General features: G+C 63.6%; 16 protein-coding genes and 2 tRNA genes. 3 read left to right on the top strand and 15 right to left on the bottom strand.

Annotation, left to right across the window (positions count from 1 at the left end; genetic code table 11):
- Positions 1 to 102 precede the first annotated feature (102 nt).
- Both IEG05_RS01205 and IEG05_RS01200 read left to right on the top strand, forming a co-directional pair.
- A tRNA-Leu gene (locus IEG05_RS01205) sits at positions 103 to 189 on the top strand.
- A gap of 115 nt (positions 190 to 304) precedes the next feature.
- A tRNA-Leu gene (locus IEG05_RS01200) sits at positions 305 to 391 on the top strand.
- Between the two features lie 139 nt (positions 392 to 530).
- On the opposite strand, the gene IEG05_RS01195 is transcribed toward IEG05_RS01200, so the two are convergent.
- The 11 genes from IEG05_RS01195 to IEG05_RS01145 all read right to left on the bottom strand — a co-directional run bounded on the left by IEG05_RS01195 (position 531) and on the right by IEG05_RS01145 (position 13,495).
- Positions 531 to 1,826, bottom strand: a complete 1,296-nt coding sequence (locus IEG05_RS01195; protein WP_191121517.1) for an adenylosuccinate synthase — start codon at positions 1,824 to 1,826, stop codon at positions 531 to 533.
- A gap of 87 nt (positions 1,827 to 1,913) precedes the next feature.
- A complete protein-coding gene (locus IEG05_RS01190) occupies positions 1,914 to 3,101 on the bottom strand; it encodes an ATP phosphoribosyltransferase regulatory subunit (RefSeq protein ID WP_046619199.1) in 1,188 nt (395 codons plus the stop codon).
- A gap of 280 nt (positions 3,102 to 3,381) precedes the next feature.
- On the bottom strand, positions 3,382 to 4,248 hold the full coding sequence (hflC, locus tag IEG05_RS01185; RefSeq protein WP_003298550.1) for a protease modulator HflC: 867 nt from the start codon (positions 4,246 to 4,248) through the stop codon (positions 3,382 to 3,384).
- Positions 4,248 to 5,429, bottom strand: a complete 1,182-nt coding sequence (gene hflK / locus IEG05_RS01180; RefSeq protein WP_014819046.1) for an FtsH protease activity modulator HflK — start codon at positions 5,427 to 5,429, stop codon at positions 4,248 to 4,250. Before hflK ends, hflC begins: the two co-directional genes overlap by 1 nt.
- A gap of 98 nt (positions 5,430 to 5,527) precedes the next feature.
- On the bottom strand, positions 5,528 to 6,829 hold the full coding sequence (gene hflX, locus IEG05_RS01175; protein ID WP_023443674.1) for a ribosome rescue GTPase HflX: 1,302 nt from the start codon (positions 6,827 to 6,829) through the stop codon (positions 5,528 to 5,530).
- Between the two features lie 11 nt (positions 6,830 to 6,840).
- On the bottom strand, positions 6,841 to 7,095 hold the full coding sequence (gene hfq, locus IEG05_RS01170; protein ID WP_003298547.1) for an RNA chaperone Hfq: 255 nt from the start codon (positions 7,093 to 7,095) through the stop codon (positions 6,841 to 6,843).
- A gap of 93 nt (positions 7,096 to 7,188) precedes the next feature.
- On the bottom strand, positions 7,189 to 8,160 hold the full coding sequence (miaA, locus tag IEG05_RS01165; RefSeq protein ID WP_046619198.1) for a tRNA (adenosine(37)-N6)-dimethylallyltransferase MiaA: 972 nt from the start codon (positions 8,158 to 8,160) through the stop codon (positions 7,189 to 7,191).
- Between the two features lie 79 nt (positions 8,161 to 8,239).
- Positions 8,240 to 10,117, bottom strand: coding sequence for a DNA mismatch repair endonuclease MutL (gene mutL / locus IEG05_RS01160; protein ID WP_046619195.1), 1,878 nt, complete (start codon positions 10,115 to 10,117; stop codon positions 8,240 to 8,242).
- Positions 10,114 to 11,529 carry an N-acetylmuramoyl-L-alanine amidase gene (locus IEG05_RS01155; RefSeq protein WP_046619337.1) on the bottom strand — a complete coding sequence of 472 codons (1,416 nt, stop codon included), beginning with the start codon at positions 11,527 to 11,529 and terminating at the stop codon, positions 10,114 to 10,116. Before IEG05_RS01155 ends, mutL begins: the two co-directional genes overlap by 4 nt.
- Positions 11,530 to 11,546: 17 nt before the next feature.
- Complete coding sequence (gene tsaE, locus IEG05_RS01150; protein WP_046619193.1) at positions 11,547 to 12,017, bottom strand: tRNA (adenosine(37)-N6)-threonylcarbamoyltransferase complex ATPase subunit type 1 TsaE; 471 nt, start codon at positions 12,015 to 12,017, stop codon at positions 11,547 to 11,549.
- Complete coding sequence (locus tag IEG05_RS01145; protein WP_046619191.1) at positions 12,005 to 13,495, bottom strand: bifunctional ADP-dependent NAD(P)H-hydrate dehydratase/NAD(P)H-hydrate epimerase; 1,491 nt, start codon at positions 13,493 to 13,495, stop codon at positions 12,005 to 12,007. Before IEG05_RS01145 ends, tsaE begins: the two co-directional genes overlap by 13 nt.
- Before the next feature lie 69 nt (positions 13,496 to 13,564).
- Between IEG05_RS01145 and queG the strand changes: the two genes are divergently transcribed.
- Positions 13,565 to 14,638 carry a tRNA epoxyqueuosine(34) reductase QueG gene (queG, locus tag IEG05_RS01140; RefSeq protein ID WP_046619188.1) on the top strand — a complete coding sequence of 358 codons (1,074 nt, stop codon included), beginning with the start codon at positions 13,565 to 13,567 and terminating at the stop codon, positions 14,636 to 14,638.
- A gap of 21 nt (positions 14,639 to 14,659) precedes the next feature.
- Here the strand turns inward: queG and ftsH are convergent, their stop codons facing one another.
- From ftsH to mpl, 4 genes are all read right to left on the bottom strand, one after another.
- Positions 14,660 to 16,507, bottom strand: coding sequence for an ATP-dependent zinc metalloprotease FtsH (gene ftsH / locus IEG05_RS01135; RefSeq protein ID WP_046619186.1), 1,848 nt, complete (start codon positions 16,505 to 16,507; stop codon positions 14,660 to 14,662).
- Positions 16,508 to 16,595: 88 nt separating this feature from the next.
- Positions 16,596 to 16,886 carry a YceK/YidQ family lipoprotein gene (locus tag IEG05_RS01130; protein WP_014819037.1) on the bottom strand — a complete coding sequence of 97 codons (291 nt, stop codon included), beginning with the start codon at positions 16,884 to 16,886 and terminating at the stop codon, positions 16,596 to 16,598.
- 1 nt (position 16,887) lies between these two features.
- A complete protein-coding gene (gene ubiX, locus IEG05_RS01125; RefSeq protein WP_014819036.1) occupies positions 16,888 to 17,517 on the bottom strand; it encodes a flavin prenyltransferase UbiX in 630 nt (209 codons plus the stop codon).
- A gap of 171 nt (positions 17,518 to 17,688) precedes the next feature.
- Entirely contained in the window at positions 17,689 to 19,038 is a 1,350-nt protein-coding gene (gene mpl, locus IEG05_RS01120) for a UDP-N-acetylmuramate:L-alanyl-gamma-D-glutamyl-meso-diaminopimelate ligase (RefSeq protein ID WP_046619183.1), read from the bottom strand.
- Positions 19,039 to 19,078: the final 40 nt, after the last annotated feature.

Below are 19,078 nucleotides of genomic sequence, written 5' to 3'. Positions count from 1 at the left end.
CCATCAGGGGTTTACAAGGCCAAACCTCAGCCGTATAGTTCGCGCCCACAATGTCTGGCAGACGTTGTAACACGGAAACGGCTTAGTATCATCGTTTCTAGTGCCCAGGTGGCGGAATTGGTAGACGCACTAGGTTCAGGTCCTAGCGGTGGCAACACCGTGGAAGTTCGAGTCTTCTCCTGGGCACCACTTATTCAAATGAAACCCGCTGCGACATGGCGAGTCTCATGCAAGACGAAGAAGCCGACTTCGGCCGATCTGATCGGTGAAATGGCAAAAAGCCGGTGAGCGATCATCGCAATGTGCCCAGGTGGCGGAATTGGTAGACGCACTAGGTTCAGGTCCTAGCGGTGGCAACACCGTGGAAGTTCGAGTCTTCTCCTGGGCACCACTCTTCAAGAAAAAACCGAGCCCCTGGCTCGGTTTTTTCGTTTCGGCGAGCAACTGATTGAACTACCCCTTCCGATAGCCGGCCACGCCAGACAAAAGAAGACCGCCCGAAGGCGGTCTTTGTGTACCTGCAGCCTAGATCAGGCGTAAGGGTGGCGCAGCACAATGGTTTCGTTGCGATCCGGGCCGGTGGAGATGATATCCACCGGCGCCTCGACCAGCTCCTCGAGACGCTTGATGTACGCGCGCGCATTGGCGGGCAGCTCATCAAGGGTCTTCGCACCAACAGTCGACTCGCTCCAGCCCGGCATCTCTTCGTATACCGGCTGCAGGCCGTCATAGCTGTCCGCATCGGTCGGCGCGTCAACCAGAACATCGCCGTTACGATCCTTGTAACCGATACATATGCGGATGGTTTCCAGACCATCGAGCACGTCGAGCTTGGTCAGGCAGATGCCGGATATACTGTTGATCTCGATGGCGCGACGCAGGATCACTGCATCGAACCAGCCGCAGCGCCGCGCACGGCCGGTAGTGGAACCGAACTCGTGACCGCGCTCGGCCAGGCGAGCACCGATATCATCGAACAGCTCGGTCGGGAACGGACCGGAACCCACGCGCGTGGTGTATGCCTTGGTGATACCGAGAATGTAATCCAGATACAGCGGACCGAAGCCCGAACCGGTGGCAGTGCCGCCGGCAGTGGTGCTGGAGCTGGTGACGTAGGGATAGGTGCCATGGTCGATGTCCAGCAGCGAGCCCTGCGCGCCCTCGAACATGATGCAGGCGCCCTGCTTGCGCAGCTCGTGCAGGCGGGCGGTGACATCGGTGATCAACGGCTTGAGGATTTCCGCGTAGCCGAGCGCCTCATCTAGGGTATTCTGGAAATCAACCGGCTCGACCTTGTAGAAGTTCTGCAGCACAAAGTTGTGGTATTCCAGCAGCTCGCGCAGCTTGACCGCGAAGCGCTCCGGGTTGAACAGGTCAGCAATGCGCAGGCCGCGACGCGCAACCTTGTCCTCGTAAGCCGGACCAATGCCACGACCCGTCGTGCCGATCTTGCCTTCCGAGCGCGAAGCCTCACGCGCCTGATCCAGCGCCACGTGGTACGGCAGGATCAGCGTGCAGGACGGACTGATGCGCAGGCGCTCGCGTACCGGCACGCCCTTTTCTTCCAGCTTGGTGATCTCACGCAGCAGCGCATCGGGAGCGACCACCACGCCGTTGCCGATCAGACACTGCACGTTGTCACGCAGGATGCCGGACGGAATCAGGTGCAGCACGGTCTTCTCACCGTCGATGACCAGGGTATGTCCGGCATTGTGGCCGCCCTGGTAACGCACGACCGCAGCCGCCTGATCGGTCAGCAGATCGACGATCTTGCCCTTGCCCTCATCACCCCACTGGGTGCCCAGGACCACGACGTTCTTACCCATAACCCTCTGTCCTCTTCGGCGAAGCATGCCGGTCGCAACCGGCGATAATCGAAACCAGGCCAGCGCCGCAGCGCGGCGCCACAACCATCAGGACGCCAGCGAAGCCACCGTCCAGACACCATCCTTCAATTGCAATTGCCGGTCGCAGCCGAGCTGCGCAGCATCGGCTCGCGACTGCCCATCAAGGGCTTGCACCACGCGCTCACCCTGACGCCGCAGCTGACGGACCGCATCCCACAGACCCGGTTCGCCGTCTTGCGGCGCCCAAACGCCCGACACAGGCGCGGAAAGATCAGCACTGCCCAGACTGACCAGCGTCTTCAGGTCGGTGGAGAAACCCGTCGCCGGGCGTGCGCGACCGAAGTCGGCACCAATGTCGTCATAACGACCACCCTGCGCGATCGGCTGACCGACGCCGGGTACGAACACCGCGAACACCACTCCAGTATGGTAGTGATAGCCACGCAACTCGCCCAAATCGAAATACAGCGGCACATCCGGATAACGCGCCGCCAGCTGATCGGCAATGGCCGTCAGCGTTTCCAGCGCGGCCCGCACCTCGGCGGGCGCAGCCGCCAGCGCCATACACGCCTGATCGAGCACTTCCCGTCCGCCGCAAAGCCGCGCCAGCGCGCGCAGCATGCCGGTCAATGCAGGATCGAGCGCAGCAGTCTGCTCGGCAATCTCATCCATCGCCTTGCGCTGCAGCGCATCGAACAACCGCTGCTCGGCTTCGCCGCTCAATCCGGCAGCCTTGGCCAGACCACGATAGATGCCCACATGCCCGAGATCCATATGCACATCCGGCACCTCGGCAAGCTCGAGCATTTCCAGCATCAGACTGATGACCTCGATATCACTGGCAGCAGACGCATCGCCATACAGCTCAGCCCCCAACTGGATAGGGCTGCGCGAGGTGGAAAGCGCCTGCGGCTTGGCATGCAACACACTACCGGCATAGCACAGGCGACTGGGACCTTCGCGACGCAGGGTATGCGCGTCGACCCGGGCCACTTGTGGCGTGATATCAGCCCGCAGCCCCATCTGGCGACCGGAAAGCGGGTCGATGACCTTGAACGTACGCAGATCCAGATCCTGCCCGGAACCGGTGAGCAACGACTCGAGAAACTCCACGTGCGGGGTGATGACCAGCTCGTAGCCCCAGCACTGGAACAGGTCCAGCACGCGCCGACGCGCCGTTTCGATACGCGCCGCCTCCGGCGGCAGCACCTCTTCGATGCCATCTGGCAAAAGCCAGCGGTCTACCGTTGCCATTCGCGAAATCACCTCTCGTTCCGGTAAGCCCAGACGAAAACCGCGGCAGCAGCCTTAGCCGGCCTTCGGTCGCGTGCAGTTGTATTCGAACCATGGCATCCGAGCCATGCCCTGTGAAGGGATCGGCATGACCGCTGCATGCCTGGGATAGCCTGCGACCTCAAGGGCACAGACGCAAAAAAGCCGGGATTTTCCCGGCTGGCGGATCATAGCAATCTTTTCTCTAACGGTCACCCGACGGCACGGCCGTGCCGCCGGGGAACCTTCATCTCGCCATCAACTAGTTGCTCTTTTCCAGATAACGGAAGAAATCGCTCTTCGGATCGAGCACCAACACGTCTTCCTTGCTGGAGAAGCTCTCGCGATAAGCCTGCAGACTGCGATGGAAGGCATAGAACTCCTGATCCTGACCATACGCCGCGGCATAGATGGCAGCAGCCTGAGCATCGCCATCACCGCGCAGCTCCTCAGCCTCGCGGAACGCCTCGGCCAGCAGGACACGGCGCTGACGATCGGCGTCGGCACGGATACCTTCGGCTAGCTCTTTACCTTTGGCGCGATGCTCACGAGCCTCACGCTCACGCTCAGAGCTCATCCGCTCGAACACGCTGCGATTGACTTCCCGCGGCAGATCAATGCCCTTGACGCGCACATCGACCACTTCGATGCCCAGCTCCTGTTGAGCGGCGCGGTTCAGACTGGTTGTGACCTGAGCCATCAGCTCGTCACGCTGACCGGACACGGACTCGTGCAGCGTGCGCTTACCGAACTGGTCACGCAACGCCGCCTCCAGACGGCGAGCCAGGCGCTCATCGGCAATCTGCTTCATCCCCGAGGTCGCGGTGTAGAAGCGCTCGGCATCATCCACACGCCACTTGGCGTAGGAGTCGACCATCAGCGCTTTCTTTTCCAGGGTCAGGAAGCGGGAAGTCGTGGTATCCAGTGTCAGCAGTCGCGCATCGAATTTGCGCACCGAGTTCACGTACGGAATCTTCATGTGCAGGCCAGGCTTCACATCAGGCTCGACGATGCGACCGAAGCGCAGCAGGACTGCACGCTCGGTCTGCGAGACGATGTAGAAGCTGTTCCACAGAACGATTGCCGCCACAACGCCCACGATCAGGGCGGTAAGGGATTTATTGCTCATCAGCGGCTCTCCCTCGTACGAACTTCACGCGGATCCAGCTCCGGCGGCAGACGGGTGCCCTGGGTAGCCGCGCCCGACGCAACTCCGGCCGGAGCCGGCGTGCTCGCACCACGACTGTTGATCATCTTGTCCAGCGGCAGATAGAGCAGGTTCTGCCCGCTGTCACCACTCACCATGACCTTGCTGGTATTGCTCATGACTTCCTGCATGGTTTCCAGATACAGGCGCTCGCGCGTCACTTCCGGCGCCTTGCGATATTCGGCGACCAGCTTGCTGAAGCGATCCGCCTCACCCTGAGCGCGGGAAATCACCGCGTCGCGGTAACCACTGGCTTCTTCCAGCATGCGCTGGGCCTGGCCGCGGGCTTCGGGAATCACGCCATTGGCGTACGACTCAGCCTGGTTCTTCTCACGCTGCTCGTCTTCACGCGCGCGAATCACGTCATCGAACGCTTCCTGCACCTCACGCGGCGCGGCTGCGCTCTGCAGGTTGACCTGGGTGACGACGATGCCTGTGGCGTAATTGTCGAGAAAACGCTGCAAGCGCTCCTTGACCTCGCCAGCCATCACTTCACGACCTTCAGTCAGCACCTGATCCATGGCGGTCGAACCCACCACATGCCGCACGGCGCTGTCGGTCGCATGTTGCAGGCTTACTTCAGGCTGATCGACATTGAGCACGAATGCCTGAAGATTGCTGATCTTGTACTGAACGGTGAGCGGCACCTCGATGATGTTCTCATCCTCGGTGAGCATCTGCCCCTGCTTGCTGTAAGAACGCTCGCGGGTGACGTTTTCCTGGAACTTGCGATCGATCGGCGGGAAGTAGATGTTCAGGCCCGGCCCGACCGTCTCGTGATACTTGCCGAAGCGCAGCACGACGGCCTGCTCCTGCTCGTCGACGATATAGATCGCATTGAACAGCCAGACGGCCAGCAGCACGACCAGGGCAATCCAAACCAGACCGAAGCCGCCGCGCTTGCCGCTGCCACCGAAATTGCTGCCGCCGCCACGCTTCTTGCCACCGAACATGCCGTTCAGGCTGTCCTGCAGCTTGCGGAAAGCCTCATCGAGATCCGGCGGGCCTTTCTGGTCGCCACCGCCACCACCGCGACGGCCACCGCCACCACTGCCCCAGGGATCCTGGTTGTTCGAGTTGCCACCCGGCTCATTCCAAGCCATAGCGCTCTCCATTCAAATAAAGCTAAAGGCGCGCCCACGGCGCGCCCACCAATGCTACAGAAAGCCCCGAACTACCGGCAAAATTGCCACTAGAGGCTTTATTGCAAAGTGTGTTGCTCGATGAACTCATCCACCCGCAACCCTTCGCGACTGATCAAGCGATTCAATTCGATTCTTGGCAAGCGAACCTCCAGCAGGCTGCCACCCTCGTCATCATGCGTTTCCCGCTGCACCGCGCTGAGCTCGAAGAACTGCGCCCGCAGCCGCCCGAGCCGCTGCGGCAGGCGCAGCGTCCCGACAAACAGATCGTTGCCCAACAGCTCGGCAATGGCCTGGCGCACCAGATCCAGCCCCAATCCATCACGAGCGGACACCCAGACACGCTGCGGCTTGCCATCGGCGTCGCGCTGAATCTGCGGCTCGATGCCCTCCATCAGGTCAACCTTGTTGTAGACCTCGAGCATCGGCAACTCGTTGGCGCCGATCTCACCGAGCACCGCCAGCACCTGCTCGATCTGCTGATCGCGCTCTGGCTCGTGCGCATCGATGACATGCAAGAGAAGATCGGCGTTGCTGGACTCTTCCAGCGTAGCCCTGAAGGACTCCACCAACTTGTGTGGCAGATGACGGATGAAACCCACGGTGTCGGCCAGCACCACCGGCCCGACATCATCCAGCTCAAGCCGCCGCAACGTCGGATCGAGCGTGGCGAACAGCTGATTGGCCGCGTACACATCCGACTCGGTCAGCGCATTGAACAAGGTGGACTTGCCGGCGTTGGTGTAACCAACCAGCGACACGGAGGGTATATCGGCACGACGACGCCCGCGACGGGCCTGCTCGCGCTGACCGCGGACCTTTTCCAGACGCTGCTTGATTTGCCGGATGCGCACACGCAGCAAGCGGCGGTCGGTTTCCAGCTGGGTTTCACCCGGGCCACGCAGACCGATACCGCCCTTCTGTCGCTCAAGGTGAGTCCAGCCGCGAACCAGGCGCGTACTCATGTGCTCAAGCTGGGCCAGTTCGACCTGTAGCTTGCCTTCATGGGTGCGTGCGCGCTGGGCGAAGATATCCAGAATCAGACCGGTACGATCAAGCACGCGACATTCGAGCGCTCGCTCGAGGTTGCGCTCCTGGCTAGGCGTCAGGGTGTGATTGAAGATCACCAACTCGGCCTCGCCATCCTTGACGAGGTCATGCAGCTCCTCGACCTTGCCACTGCCGATCAGGAACTTGGCGGACGGCTGATGCCGGGCGACATTGACGAAGCCAACCGCCTCGGCGCCTGCCGAGCGCGCCAGCTCCTGGAATTCCTGAGGGTCCTCGCGCGCCGCGGGGTCCTGGCCGTCCAGGTGCACCAGGATAGCCCGCTCACCACCACCGGGACGTTCGAAGAACAAAGAAACCTACCTCAGTCGTTGCTCGACTCGGATTGCTCGGCATCACCAGCGGTCGGCAGGCGCACAGGGCGGCCCGGAACGACAGTGGAGATGGCGTGCTTGTAGACCATCTGGCTGACGGTGTTTTTCAGAAGAATGACGAACTGGTCGAAGGATTCGATCTGGCCCTGCAGCTTGATGCCGTTGACCAGATAGATGGAAACCGGGACGCGTTCCTTACGCAGTGTGTTGAGGTAAGGGTCTTGTAGCGAATGCCCTTTTGACATGTGCCGCACTCCTTAGAGGATCTGTTTTCATTAGTGTTCTAAAAGTACAACCGACGATCCACTTGTCTGAGAATAGACGGTCAATTCGCAGTGTCAGCTTAATATGGAGAGCGATTGCAGGTATTTCAATGCGCGCGGCAGATTGTCGCGGGGCAAACTGTCCAGCCAGTGCATCTCCCCCCAACTTCGCAACCAGGTGAACTGCCGTTTGGCCAGTTGCCGGGTTGCGATGATGCCGCGCTCCACCATTTCCTCTCGGGTCGATGATCCGTCCAGATATTCCCAGACCTGACGATAACCAACCGCTCGAATCGACGGCATGCCAAGGTGCAGATCACCCCGATTCCTCAGGGCTTCGACCTCTTCGACAAAGCCCTGTTCAACCATGTGCAGGAAACGTCTCTCGATGCGCTCATGCAGGATGTGGCGTTGTGCGGGGGCGATGCACAGTTGCGCGACAGTATAAGGCAAGACTCCTGAGCCTGGAGCGTCTGCGACGGCTTTTTGCGACCTTTGTCGGGCGCGGTGCTCGCTCATGGTCAAGCCGCTGACGCGATATACCTCTAGCGCGCGTACCAGCCGCTGCGGATCGTTAGGATGAATGCGCGCTGCCGACTCCGGGTCCACCTGGGCCAGCTGATCGTGCAGCACCTGCAACCCTTGCGTCGCGGCCAGCGCCTCGAGTTCGGCACGTAGCAACGGGTCAGCTGCCGGCATATCGGCGAGTCCTTCCTGCAACGCCTTGAAATACAACATGGTGCCGCCAACCAGCAGAGGAATTCGGCCAGCCGCGCTGATCTCGGCCATGGCCGCCAGGGCATCTGCGCTGAACTCTGCAGCCGAATAGCTCTCGGCCGGGTCAAGGATGTCCACCAGACGATGGGGAAACTCGGCCAACACCTCAGCCGACGGCTTCGCCGTGCCGATATCCATGCCGCGATAGACCAGCGCCGAATCGACACTGATCAGCTCGCAGGGCAGCAAGCGCGCCAGCTCCAACGCAAGATCGGTCTTGCCCGACGCAGTGGGGCCCATGAGGAAGATGGCAGGAGGGAGAGCGGACATCAGGAAGCTCGACGGTCTTGGCCGCATAGTTTCCGGCGACAGGCGGCCAGCTGCAAGCACGGTTCGCCGCGAGGATTACTCAGCGACCGCGCAGGAACAGCTTGTCCAGCTCGTCCATGCCGAGCTGCGTCCAGGTCGGACGCCCGTGATTGCACTGCCCGCTGCGCTCGGTATGTTCCATATCGCGCAGCAAGGCGTTCATCTCGGGCACCGTCAGCCGCCGGTTGGCGCGCACTGCGCCATGACACGCCATGGTCGCCAGCAGCTCGTTCAGATGGGCCTGAATACGGTCACTGGTGCCGTACTCAAGCAGATCGGCCAACACGTCGCGGACCAGCCGGGTCGCTTCGGCCTGCTTGAGCAGCGACGGGATCTGTCGAATCGCCAAGGTTTCCGGCCCCAGTCGTTGCAGCTCGAAACCCAGCATCTGAAACCATTGCCCGTGCTCTTCGGCGCAGTCGGCTTCACGCTGACTCAGCGCAATCGACTCAGGCACCAGCAATGGCTGCCCGCGCAAGCCTTCGCTGGCCATGGCGGTTTTCAGTCGCTCATAGGTGATGCGTTCGTGAGCGGCGTGCATGTCAACCAACACCATGCCCTGGGCATTTTCGGCGAGGATGTAGACGCCCTTGAGCTGCGCCAGCGCATACCCCAGCGGCGGCACGTCATCCTGACTCGCCGGCAGTGCCGCGGGACCGCTCTCGGGCAACGGCGTGAAGAACTCGCGATAAGCACCCTGAGCTTCGGCGGTATAGCCGGCCGAAGCTGGCCGTGGCGCCTGATAACCGGCCCCTGCGCCGCGCCAGGGCGACGTATCATCCTGGGGCCGCTCAAGCACGCTGGCCGCCAGACTCATTTCGTTCTGCCCGGCGAACTCGCCAGCGGCCAGCCCGGAAACCTGCGTCATCGGCGTGACGCTGGCCGGTGCCGCGAGCTGATCTTCCGGCCGCACATCCCCCAGCGCACGATGCAGCGTGCCGTAAAGGAAGTCATGCACCATGCGGCTGTCGCGGAAGCGCACTTCATGCTTGGTCGGATGCACGTTGACGTCCACCACCGCCGGGTCGACATTGAGGAACAGCACGAACGTCGGGTGCCGGCCGTTGAATAGCACATCGCGATAGGCCTGGCGTACCGCGTGGGCCACCAGCTTGTCGCGAACCATGCGCCCGTTGACGTAGAAATACTGCAGGTCCGCCTGACTGCGCGAGAAGGTCGGCAGCCCGACCCAGCCCCACAGTCGCAAGCCGTTACGCTCGATCTCGATGGGCAGCGCCTGCTCGAGGAACGCCGGCCCGCATACCGAAGCGACACGACGCGCGCGCGCCGCATCGTCTTCGGCCTGGTGCAGCGCCAGCACGACCTTGCCGTTGTGGCGCAGATGGAAGGCCACGTCGAAATGCGCCAGCGCCAGGCGCTTGATGACTTCCTGAAGGTGATCGAATTCGGTCTTCTCGGTGCGCAGAAACTTGCGTCGCGCCGGCGTATTGAAGAACAGATCACGCACCTCCACCGAGGTGCCCACTGGATGCGCCGCGGGCTGCACCCGCGCTTCCATTTCACGCCCCTCGGTCTCCACCTGCCAGGCCTCGCTGGCATCGGCGGTGCGTGAAGTCATGGTCAGACGCGAGACGGAACTGATCGAAGCCAGCGCTTCGCCCCGAAAACCCAGACTCATGACCCGTTCGAGGTCTTCCAGATCACGAATCTTGCTGGTGGCGTGACGCGCCAGGGCCAGCGGCAGATCGTCCGGCGGAATGCCGCAGCCGTCGTCGCGCACTCGCAGCAGCTTGACCCCGCCCTGCTCGATGTCCACATCGATGCGTCGCGCGCCCGAATCCAGACTATTTTCCAGCAGCTCCTTGATCACCGAGGCCGGGCGCTCCACCACCTCGCCGGCGGCAATCTGGTTCGCCAGCCGCGGACTTAGCAGCTGGATGCGCGGCACCTCGCTCATGGTTGCGAGGCCAGCGTGGTGGCGGGAATGTTCAGCGTCTGGCCGATCTTGATCACATCATTGCGCAGATTGTTGGCGCTGCGCAGGGAAGTCAGGCTTACCTGATAGCGCTGGGCGAGCAATGCCAGGCTCTCGCCGGAACGTACGACGTGCTCGCGCGGCGCACTGGCGATCTTGCCGGAATCCCGCAACCAGGCCACATAGGTTCCAGGCGGCGGATTCTCATGAAAGAACTGCCTTACGCCACTGTGGATCGAGCGCGCCAGCGACTGCTGGTGGCTCGCCGTCTGCAGCTTCTTGGCCTCTGACGGGTTCGAGATGAAGCCGGTCTCCACCAGAATCGACGGGATATCCGGCGACTTCAGCACCATGAAGCCCGCCTGCTCGACTCGCCGCTTGTGCAGCGGGGTGATGCGCCCCACGTTGCTCAATACTTTCTGCCCGACATTCAGGCTCGATGACAACGAGGCGGTCATCGACAGATCCAGCAGCACACCTGCAAGCATCTGGTCCTTGTCGCCGAGACTGACGTTGCCGGCACCGCCAATCAGGTCGGAACGGTTCTCGCTGTCGGCCAGCCAGCGCGCGGTTTCCGAGGTGGCGCCGCGGTCGGACAGGGCGAACACTGAGGCACCGTAGGCCGCCGAACGCGGCGCGGCATCGGCATGAATCGAGACGAACAGATCAGCGCCCTTCTTGCGCGCGATCTCGGTACGTTTGCGCAGCGGGATGAAGTAGTCGCCGGTGCGCACCAGCTCGGCTCGAAAACCCTTGTCGGCGTTGATCTGCCGTTGCAGTTCCTTGGAAATCTGCAGCACCACGTGTTTCTCGTAGATCTTGCCGGGGCCAATCGCGCCGGAGTCTTCGCCACCATGACCGGCGTCGATGGCGATCACGATGTCGCGCTTGCTGCTCGCCGTAGCCGGCAGCTTCACCGCTGGCAGGGTCGGGGAAACCGGCGCGGCGGGCGTCGCCGGGGTAGCGGTGGCTGGCGGCTGGGTCGCGGCGCGAGCGGCTGTCGCCTGATCGAAGAGGTCGACCACCAGGCGATGACCGTATTGCTGATTGGGCACCAGACTGAAGCTCTTCGGCGCTACCGGCGCATGCAGATCGACGACCACGCGAAGTGTGTCGGCATCGTGCTGGCCGGCGCGCAGAGAGGCGACCGGCGTGTTCTTCAACGGCAGCTTGTCGAGCTCAGCCTTGAGCGTCGCGCCGGTCACGTCGATGACCAGCCGATCGGGCGCGGTAAGGGTAAATATCTTGTGTTCGACCGGGCCGGATAGATCGAACACCAGGCGGGTGTTGTCCGGCGCACGCCACAGACGCACGCTCTGCACATCGCTGGCGGCATGAAGGTCGGTTGCCACCAGCAACAGCACCAGTCCACCAATCAGGGTGCGAATGCGCATACCCAAACCCATGTTATTCATAGCTCTCCGTCGGTCAGGGCGACACACCAGGCTTCACCCCGCGCGGTGTGGGGCGACAGGCGCAGCGTACGGCCGGCCTCATGCGGTGCAATGGTAATGTCCATGTCGGCCTTTGGCAAAATGCCGGCCCCGCGCTCCGGCCATTCGATCAGGCACAGCGGATTGCCTTCGAAATAGTCGCGGATGCCGAGGAACTCCAGTTCTTCCGGACCGACCAGACGATACAGGTCGAAGTGGTAAACCTGCACATCGCCCAACTCGTAGGGTTCGACCAATGTGAAGGTCGGACTCTTGACCTTGCCCGCATGACCGAAGCCGCGAATCAGGCCGCGCGACAACGTGGTCTTGCCCGCACCCAGGTCGCCATGCAGATAGATGACGCCACGACCGCCGGTCGCCTGAGCGATGCGTGCGCCCAGCGCGAGCATGGCAGCCTCGTCCGCGGCATACAGATTCACTTCCGGCATGGCGACTGCTCCTCGAGCAACTGACGAATCACGGGAATCAGATCGCTGGCGGCGAGTCCGCGCCCCTGCTCACCCAAGCGCTCGCCAGCGGAGGCGTGTAACCACGCCCCCAGGCAGGCCGCGTCGAATGGCGTCAGGTCTTGCGCCAGCAACGCACCGATCACGCCGGCCAACACGTCGCCCAAACCGGCACTGGCCATCGCCGGATGGCCGCGATCACACAGCGCCAGCCGACCATCCGCGGCGGCGATCAGCGTACCGGCGCCTTTGAGCAGTGCCACGCAGGCGTAGCGATGGGCCAGCGCACGCGCCGCAGCGGGGCGATCAGCCTGGATTTCAGCTACCGAGCACTGCAACAGCCGCGCAGCCTCGCCCGGGTGCGGGGTGATCACGCTCGCCGCCGGCAATTCGATGCCGCCAGCCGCCAGCAGGTTCAGCGCATCGGCGTCCCACACCTGCGGCAACTCATGTTGCGCCGCCAGCGACAGCAGGCTGCGTCCCCAGGGAGCCTGTCCCAGGCCCGGGCCGACCACCAGCACATCGGCGCGCTCGACCAGCGCGGTCAGGCTATAGGTCGACTCGACGCCACTGCACATGATTTCCGGGCGTCGTACCAGCGCAGCGGTGACATGTTCCGGACGAGTCGCCAGCGTCACCATGCCCGCGCCGCAGCGCAACGCCGCCTCGGCGCTGAGCAGCGCGGCGCCGCCGGTCCCCAGATCGCCGCCAATGACCAGCACCTGACCGAAGCTGCCCTTGTGCGCCACCGGCGAGCGCGGCGCGACAGGCACCAACGTTGACTGATCCAGGCGTACAGCGTCGCCTGCGACCTGACTGACGATCTGCGGATCGGCCTGCAGGTCATCGAATACCAACGTGCCGACGCGATCCGGGCCGTCCGCGGTGAACAGCCCGAGCTTGAGCCCGATGAAGGTCACACTGAGATCGGCACGCACCGCGTGACCCAGCACCCGCCCGCTGTTGGCGCAGAGCCCGGACGGCAGATCGATGGCCAGCACCGGTAGCGCACTGGCATTGATCGCCTCGATCGCTGCGACATATGGCTCGCGCACGTCACCGGCAATGCCGGTGCCCAGTAGCGCATCCACCAGCACGCCCTGCAACATCGCCTCGGCATGCCAGGGCTCGACGACCACACCGCTCGCCCGTGCCTCGGCCAGGGCTTGCGCGGCATCGCCCTGCAAAGCTTGCGGATCGCCCACCGCCAGCACCCGCACCTGCCAGCCGGAGCGCTGCGCCAGCGCCGCGACCAGATAGCCATCGCCGGCGTTATTGCCACGTCCGGCCAATACGGTAACTGCCCCGGCATCCGGCCAGCGCCGACGCAGCGCACGCCATGCGGCATGAGCGGCACGCTGCATCAATTCGAAACCGGGAGTGCCGGCGGCAATCAGGCGCGCATCGAGTTCGCGCACCTGGGCGGCGGTATACAGAGCGACGGGCAGGGAATCGGTCATCGGAGCAGGGATCATCGCGGCGGAATGTCTGGCAGAATTATACGCACCCGCCTGTCATGCCGCTCTCCAATGTCCAGCCTCTCTCTCGACCCCGCCGCCCTCGCCCAATCCATCAAGGAATGGGGGCGTGAGCTCGGCTTTCAGCAGGTCGGCATCACCGATGTTGACCTCGGCGAGCACGAAGCGCACCTCGACGCCTGGCTGGCGGCCGGCTATCAGGGCGAGATGGACTACATGGCCGCCCACGGCAGCAAGCGCTCACGACCGGACGAACTGGTACCGGGCACCCTCAGGGTGATCTCCCTGCGCATGGACTACCTGCCCGGCGACACGCGCATGACCCAGCAGCTGGCCGCCCCGGAGAAGGCCTACGTGTCGCGCTATGCGCTGGGCCGCGATTATCACAAGCTGATCCGAAAACGCATCCAGCAGCTCGCCGAGCGCATTCAGCAGATGGTCGGCCCGTTCGGCTTTCGCGCCTTCGTCGACAGCGCGCCGGTGCTGGAGAAGGCCGCCGGGCAGCAGGCCGGGCTCGGCTGGATCGGCAAGAACACCCTGCTGCTCAACCGCAAGGCCGGCAGCTGGTTCTTTCTCGGCGAACTGTTCGTCGATATCGCTCTGCCGGTCGACGAACCGACGACTCGCGATCACTGCGGCAGCTGCCACGCCTGCCTGGACGTCTGCCCCACCGATGCCTTCGTCGGCGAACGGCTACTCGATGCGCGACGCTGCATTTCCTATCTCACCATCGAGCTGAAAGGCGCGATCCCCGTCGAGCTGCGCGACAAGATCGGCAACCGCGTATTCGGATGCGACGATTGCCAGATCGTCTGCCCGTGGAACCGATTCGCCCGCCCCACCGAGCAGAGCGACTTTCAACCACGCCATAGCCTGGACAACGCCGAGCTGGCGACCCTGTTCCGCTGGACGGAAGAGGAATTTCTCAGCCGCACCGAGGGTTCGCCGCTACGCCGCGCCGGTTACCAGCGCTGGCTGCGCAACCTGGCGGTCGGTCTGGGCAACGCGCCGTCAAGCATCCCGGTGCTGGAAGCGCTCCAGGCGCGCCGCGACGACCCCTCGGAGCTGGTACGCGAGCATGTCGAGTGGGCGCTGGCGCAACATGCCCAGCGCCAGCCCGACTGACTCGCCAGCCCTGAGGCCGCATCAGGCCTGAGGGGATTCCTGTACCGGATCGCTGGCTGGAGCCGCGCTGAGCTCACGCAGCTCATCGGCATCCAGCGTCTCCTGCTGCAGCAACCGACGCGCGCAGCGCTCAAGCAGTTCATGCCGCTCCTCGAGCAACCCCAGGCTGCGCTGGAATGCAGACTGCACCAGCTCCTGCACTTCCTCGTCGATCGCCGTGGCGGTGCTCTCGGCATAATCATGTTGCGGCTTGAGGCCGAGCATCGCCTCGTTGCCAAGGAACGAGTTCGGCTCACGCTCCAGCGCCAGATGCCCGAGACGCTTGGACATGCCGTAACGGGTGACCATGGCCCGGGCGATATCGGTGACCTTGGCCAGATCGTCCGCGGCGCCGGTGGACAGATGGGCGAACACCAGCCACTCCGCCGCACGCCCGCCGAGCAATACAGCCATCTTGTTTTCCAATTCGTCGCGGGTCATCAGGAAGCGATCCTCGATGGGGCGCTGGATGGTGTAACCCAGTGCGCCCATGCCGCGCGGGATGATCGACACCTTGTGCACCGGATCGACCCCCGGCAGCGCCATGGCCACCAGGGCATGGCCCATCTCGTGATAGGCAACGATCTCCCGTTCGCGCGGGTTGAGCAGGCGATTGCGCTTCTCCAGGCCGGCGATGATGCGTTCGATAGCCGCAGTGAAATCTTCCATCGCCACCGCCTCGGCATTGCGCCGGGTCGCCAGCAGCGTCGCTTCGTTGACCAGGTTGGCCAGGTCGGCACCGGTAAAGCCCGGCGTCAGCGCGGCGATGGCCTGCGGATCGACATCGGTGCCCAGCCTCGATTTCTTCAGGTGCACATTGAGAATCTGCACCCGCCCGACCTTGTCCGGCCGATCGACCAGCACCTGGCGGTCGAAACGGCCGGCGCGGAGCAGGGCCGGGTCGAGAATTTCCGGGCGGTTGGTGGCCGCCAGCAGGACCAATCCGCTGGAGGTATCGAAGCCGTCCATCTCCACCAGCAGCTGGTTGAGCGTCTGCTCCTTCTCGTCATGCCCGCCGGACAATGGTCCGGCGCCGCGGGCGCGGCCGAGGGCATCCAGTTCGTCGATAAAGATGATCGCTGGCGCCTGGGCCCGCGCCTGTTCGAAGAGATCGCGCACCCGCGCGGCACCGACGCCGACGAACATCTCGACGAACTCGGAACCGGAAATGGAGAAGAACGGCACCTTCGCCTCGCCAGCGACGGCGCGCGCCAGCAACGTTTTGCCGGTGCCGGGTGGACCGACCAGCAGCACGCCCTTGGGCATGCGTCCGCCTAGGCGGCCATAGGTTTGCGGATCGCGGAGAAACTCGATGATTTCCTTGAGCTCGTCCTTGGCCTCGTCGACGCCGGCGACATCGGCGAAGCTCACCTTCATGTCGGTCTCGACATAGACACGCGCCTTGCTCTTGCCGATCTGCATCATGCCGCCGCCGCCCAGGCCGCTGCCGATGCGCTTGAGCAGGAACAGCCAGATGCCGAAGAAGAGCATGGCCGGCACGATCCACGACAGCAGGTCACGCACCAGCGTGCTTTCCACCTTGCCGGTGTAGCGCACCGGATACTGCTGCAGATGCTCGGCCAACTGCGGTTCGACGCGGTTGCTGATGAAACGTCGCTGACCGCTGGCCAGCGGCTCCTTCAGCAAGCCCTCGATGCGCCGCTCGGTGATCGCCAGCTCTTCGACGCGGCCCTCCTTGAGGTGCTGCTCGAACTCGCTGTAGGGGATGGTCGCCACCTCCTGCTGGATCGACAGCAGGTACTGCAGGCCGAGGAACACCAGAATGGCGATCATCCAGTAATTCATGTGGAACTGAGTTCGGTCTTTCACACCTGTTCTCCTTGTGCCGCAGACGGGGAAATTATGCCTGCTGCACGGGAGGCCAGCCTGAACCCAGATCAGTAATAAGGCGCGCCGCTCAAAGACCGCCGCGCACGCCGAGGCCGACACCCAGCTCCGCCGCCACGGCGAAGGGCAACAGCAGCGTATCCACCAGGGCGCTGGCGGGCAGATCCAGCGCGGGATATTTCGGCGGCATGGCACCGAAACGATCCATCGGGCAGCAACCGCCGTTGAGGCTGTACCAGTCCAGGCGCGTGCCGGAGTAGATGATCGGTGCGCCGGGCTTGGCGGCATCCAGCGTGCGCACGCTGGCACAGCCCCCGAGCTGGCTCAGCGTCGCCAGGAGTAGCAGCGCTCGGCCGATCATCTCAATCGTCACTGACGATATGGTGCTCGCCCCAGCGCGGCAGCATGTCCTGCGGGATATTGAGCAGATTGAGGATGCGCGCGACGACGAAATCGACCAGGTCGTCGATGGTCTGCGGCTGGTGATAGAAGCCCGGCGAGGCCGGCAGGATGGTCACCCCGAGGTTGGATAGCTTGAGCATGTTCTCAAGGTGAATGCTCGAATAAGGGGCCTCACGCGGTACCAGGATCAACTGGCGACGTTCCTTGAGCGCGACGTCGGCGGCACGCTCGATCAGGTTGTTGCAGGCGCCGGCGGCAATCGCCGAGAGCGTGCCGGTGGAGCATGGCACCACCACCATGGCGGTCGGTGCGCCGGAGCCGGAGGCCGGTGGCGCCATCCAGTCCTCCTTGGCGAACACGCGGATCTGCCCGGCGGCAGCACCGGTGTATTCCGAGAGGAACGCCTGCATGGCCTGCGGCTTGGCCGGCAGCACCACATCGGTCTCGGTGGCCATCACCAGCTGCGCGGCCTTGGAGATCAGGAAGTGCACCTCGCGGTCCTCCTGGATCAGGCAATCGAGCAGGCGCAGGCCGTACTGCGCGCCGGACGCGCCGGTCATGGCCAAGGTGATGCGTTCCGGTCCGTTCATACATTTGTTCCCTTGTAGCCGCTTGGTCGTGTTCGGGCGGGCCGAAGCGGAACGCCGCCCGGCCCACCCTACTCGCTGATGCGATCCGCGTGGAAATGCCTTCGGCGATTTCCACCCTACCCACGGTCATCGTAGGGTGGAAAACCGCAAAGCGTTTTCCACCTTGAGCAATCAGCTCAACGCCTCAGCCAATTTGCCGTGCAACCCACCGAAACCGCCATTGCTCATCACCACCACCTGGGTGCCCGGCACGGCGTCAGCTTTCACCTTGGCGATGATCGCCTCCAGCGAATCGCACACGGTGGTCGGCACCGGCGAGCCGGCGACGGTTGCGGCCAGATCCCAGCCAAGATTGGCGGGTGCGTACCAGAGCGCCTGGTTGGCCAGCGCCACGGATTCAGCCAGGCCCTCGCGATGCGCGCCGAGCTTCATGGAGTTGGAACGCGGTTCGACCACCGCGATGATCGGCGTATCACCGACGCGCTTGCGCAGGCCGTCGAGGGTGGTGGCGATGGCGGTCGGGTGGTGGGCGAAGTCGTCATAGATGGTCACGCCGTTGACCTCGGCGACCTTTTCCATGCGTCGCTTGACGCTCAGGAACTCGCTCAGCGCCTCGGCGCCCTGCTTCGGCAGCACGCCGACATGCCGTGCCGCGGCGAGCGTCGCCAGCGCATTGTTGACGTTGTGCAGACCGGTCAGCTGCCAGTCCACCACGCCCTGTACCTCGCCATCGAAGATCACCTCAAAACGCGAACCGTCGGCGCTGAGCAGCTTGGCCTGCCACTCGCCGCCGTCACCGGTGGTCTGCACTGGCGTCCAGCAACCCATGCCGATCACGCGCTTGAGCGCCGCCTCCGACTCGGGATGGATGACCAGCCCTTCGCTCGGCACGGTACGCACAAGATGGTGAAACTGCCGCTCGATAGCCGCGAGATCCGGGAAAATGTCCGCGTGATCGAATTCGAGATTGTTCAGGATTGCCGTGCGCGGGCGGTAATGGACGAATTTGCTGCGCTTGTCGAAGAAGGCACTGTCGTATTCGTCGGCCTCGACTACGAAGAACGGTGTGCCGCCCAGGCGCGCGGAGATGCCGAAGTTCTGCGGAACCCCACCGATGAGGAACCCCGGGCTCATGCCCGCGTGCTCCAGTACCCAAGCGAGCATGCTGCTTGTGGTGGTCTTGCCATGGGTGCCAGCCGCGGCTAGGACCCAGCGCCCCTGCAGCACGTGATCGGCCAGCCACTGCGGGCCGGAGACATAGGGCAGGCCCTTGTTCAGCGCGTACTCCACGGCAGGGTTGCCACGCGACAGCGCATTGCCGATCACCACCAGATCCGGCGCCGGCTCGAGCTGGCTCGGCTCGTAGCCCTGGGTCAGCTCGATGCCCTGCGCTTCGAGCTGGGTGCTCATCGGTGGGTAGACGTTGGCGTCGGAGCCGGTGACGCGATGCCCGAGCTCCTTGGCCAGCACCGCAAGCGACCCCATGAAGGTGCCGCAGATGCCGAGAATATGGATATGCATGGATGCCCTCAAAACCGGTGAGACCCACTGAAAACTGCGG

It is taken from the genome of Stutzerimonas kunmingensis, assembly GCF_014764705.1.
Taxonomy (GTDB): Bacteria; Pseudomonadota; Gammaproteobacteria; order Pseudomonadales; family Pseudomonadaceae; genus Stutzerimonas.
This window is presented reverse-complemented; position numbering and strand designations above follow the sequence as displayed.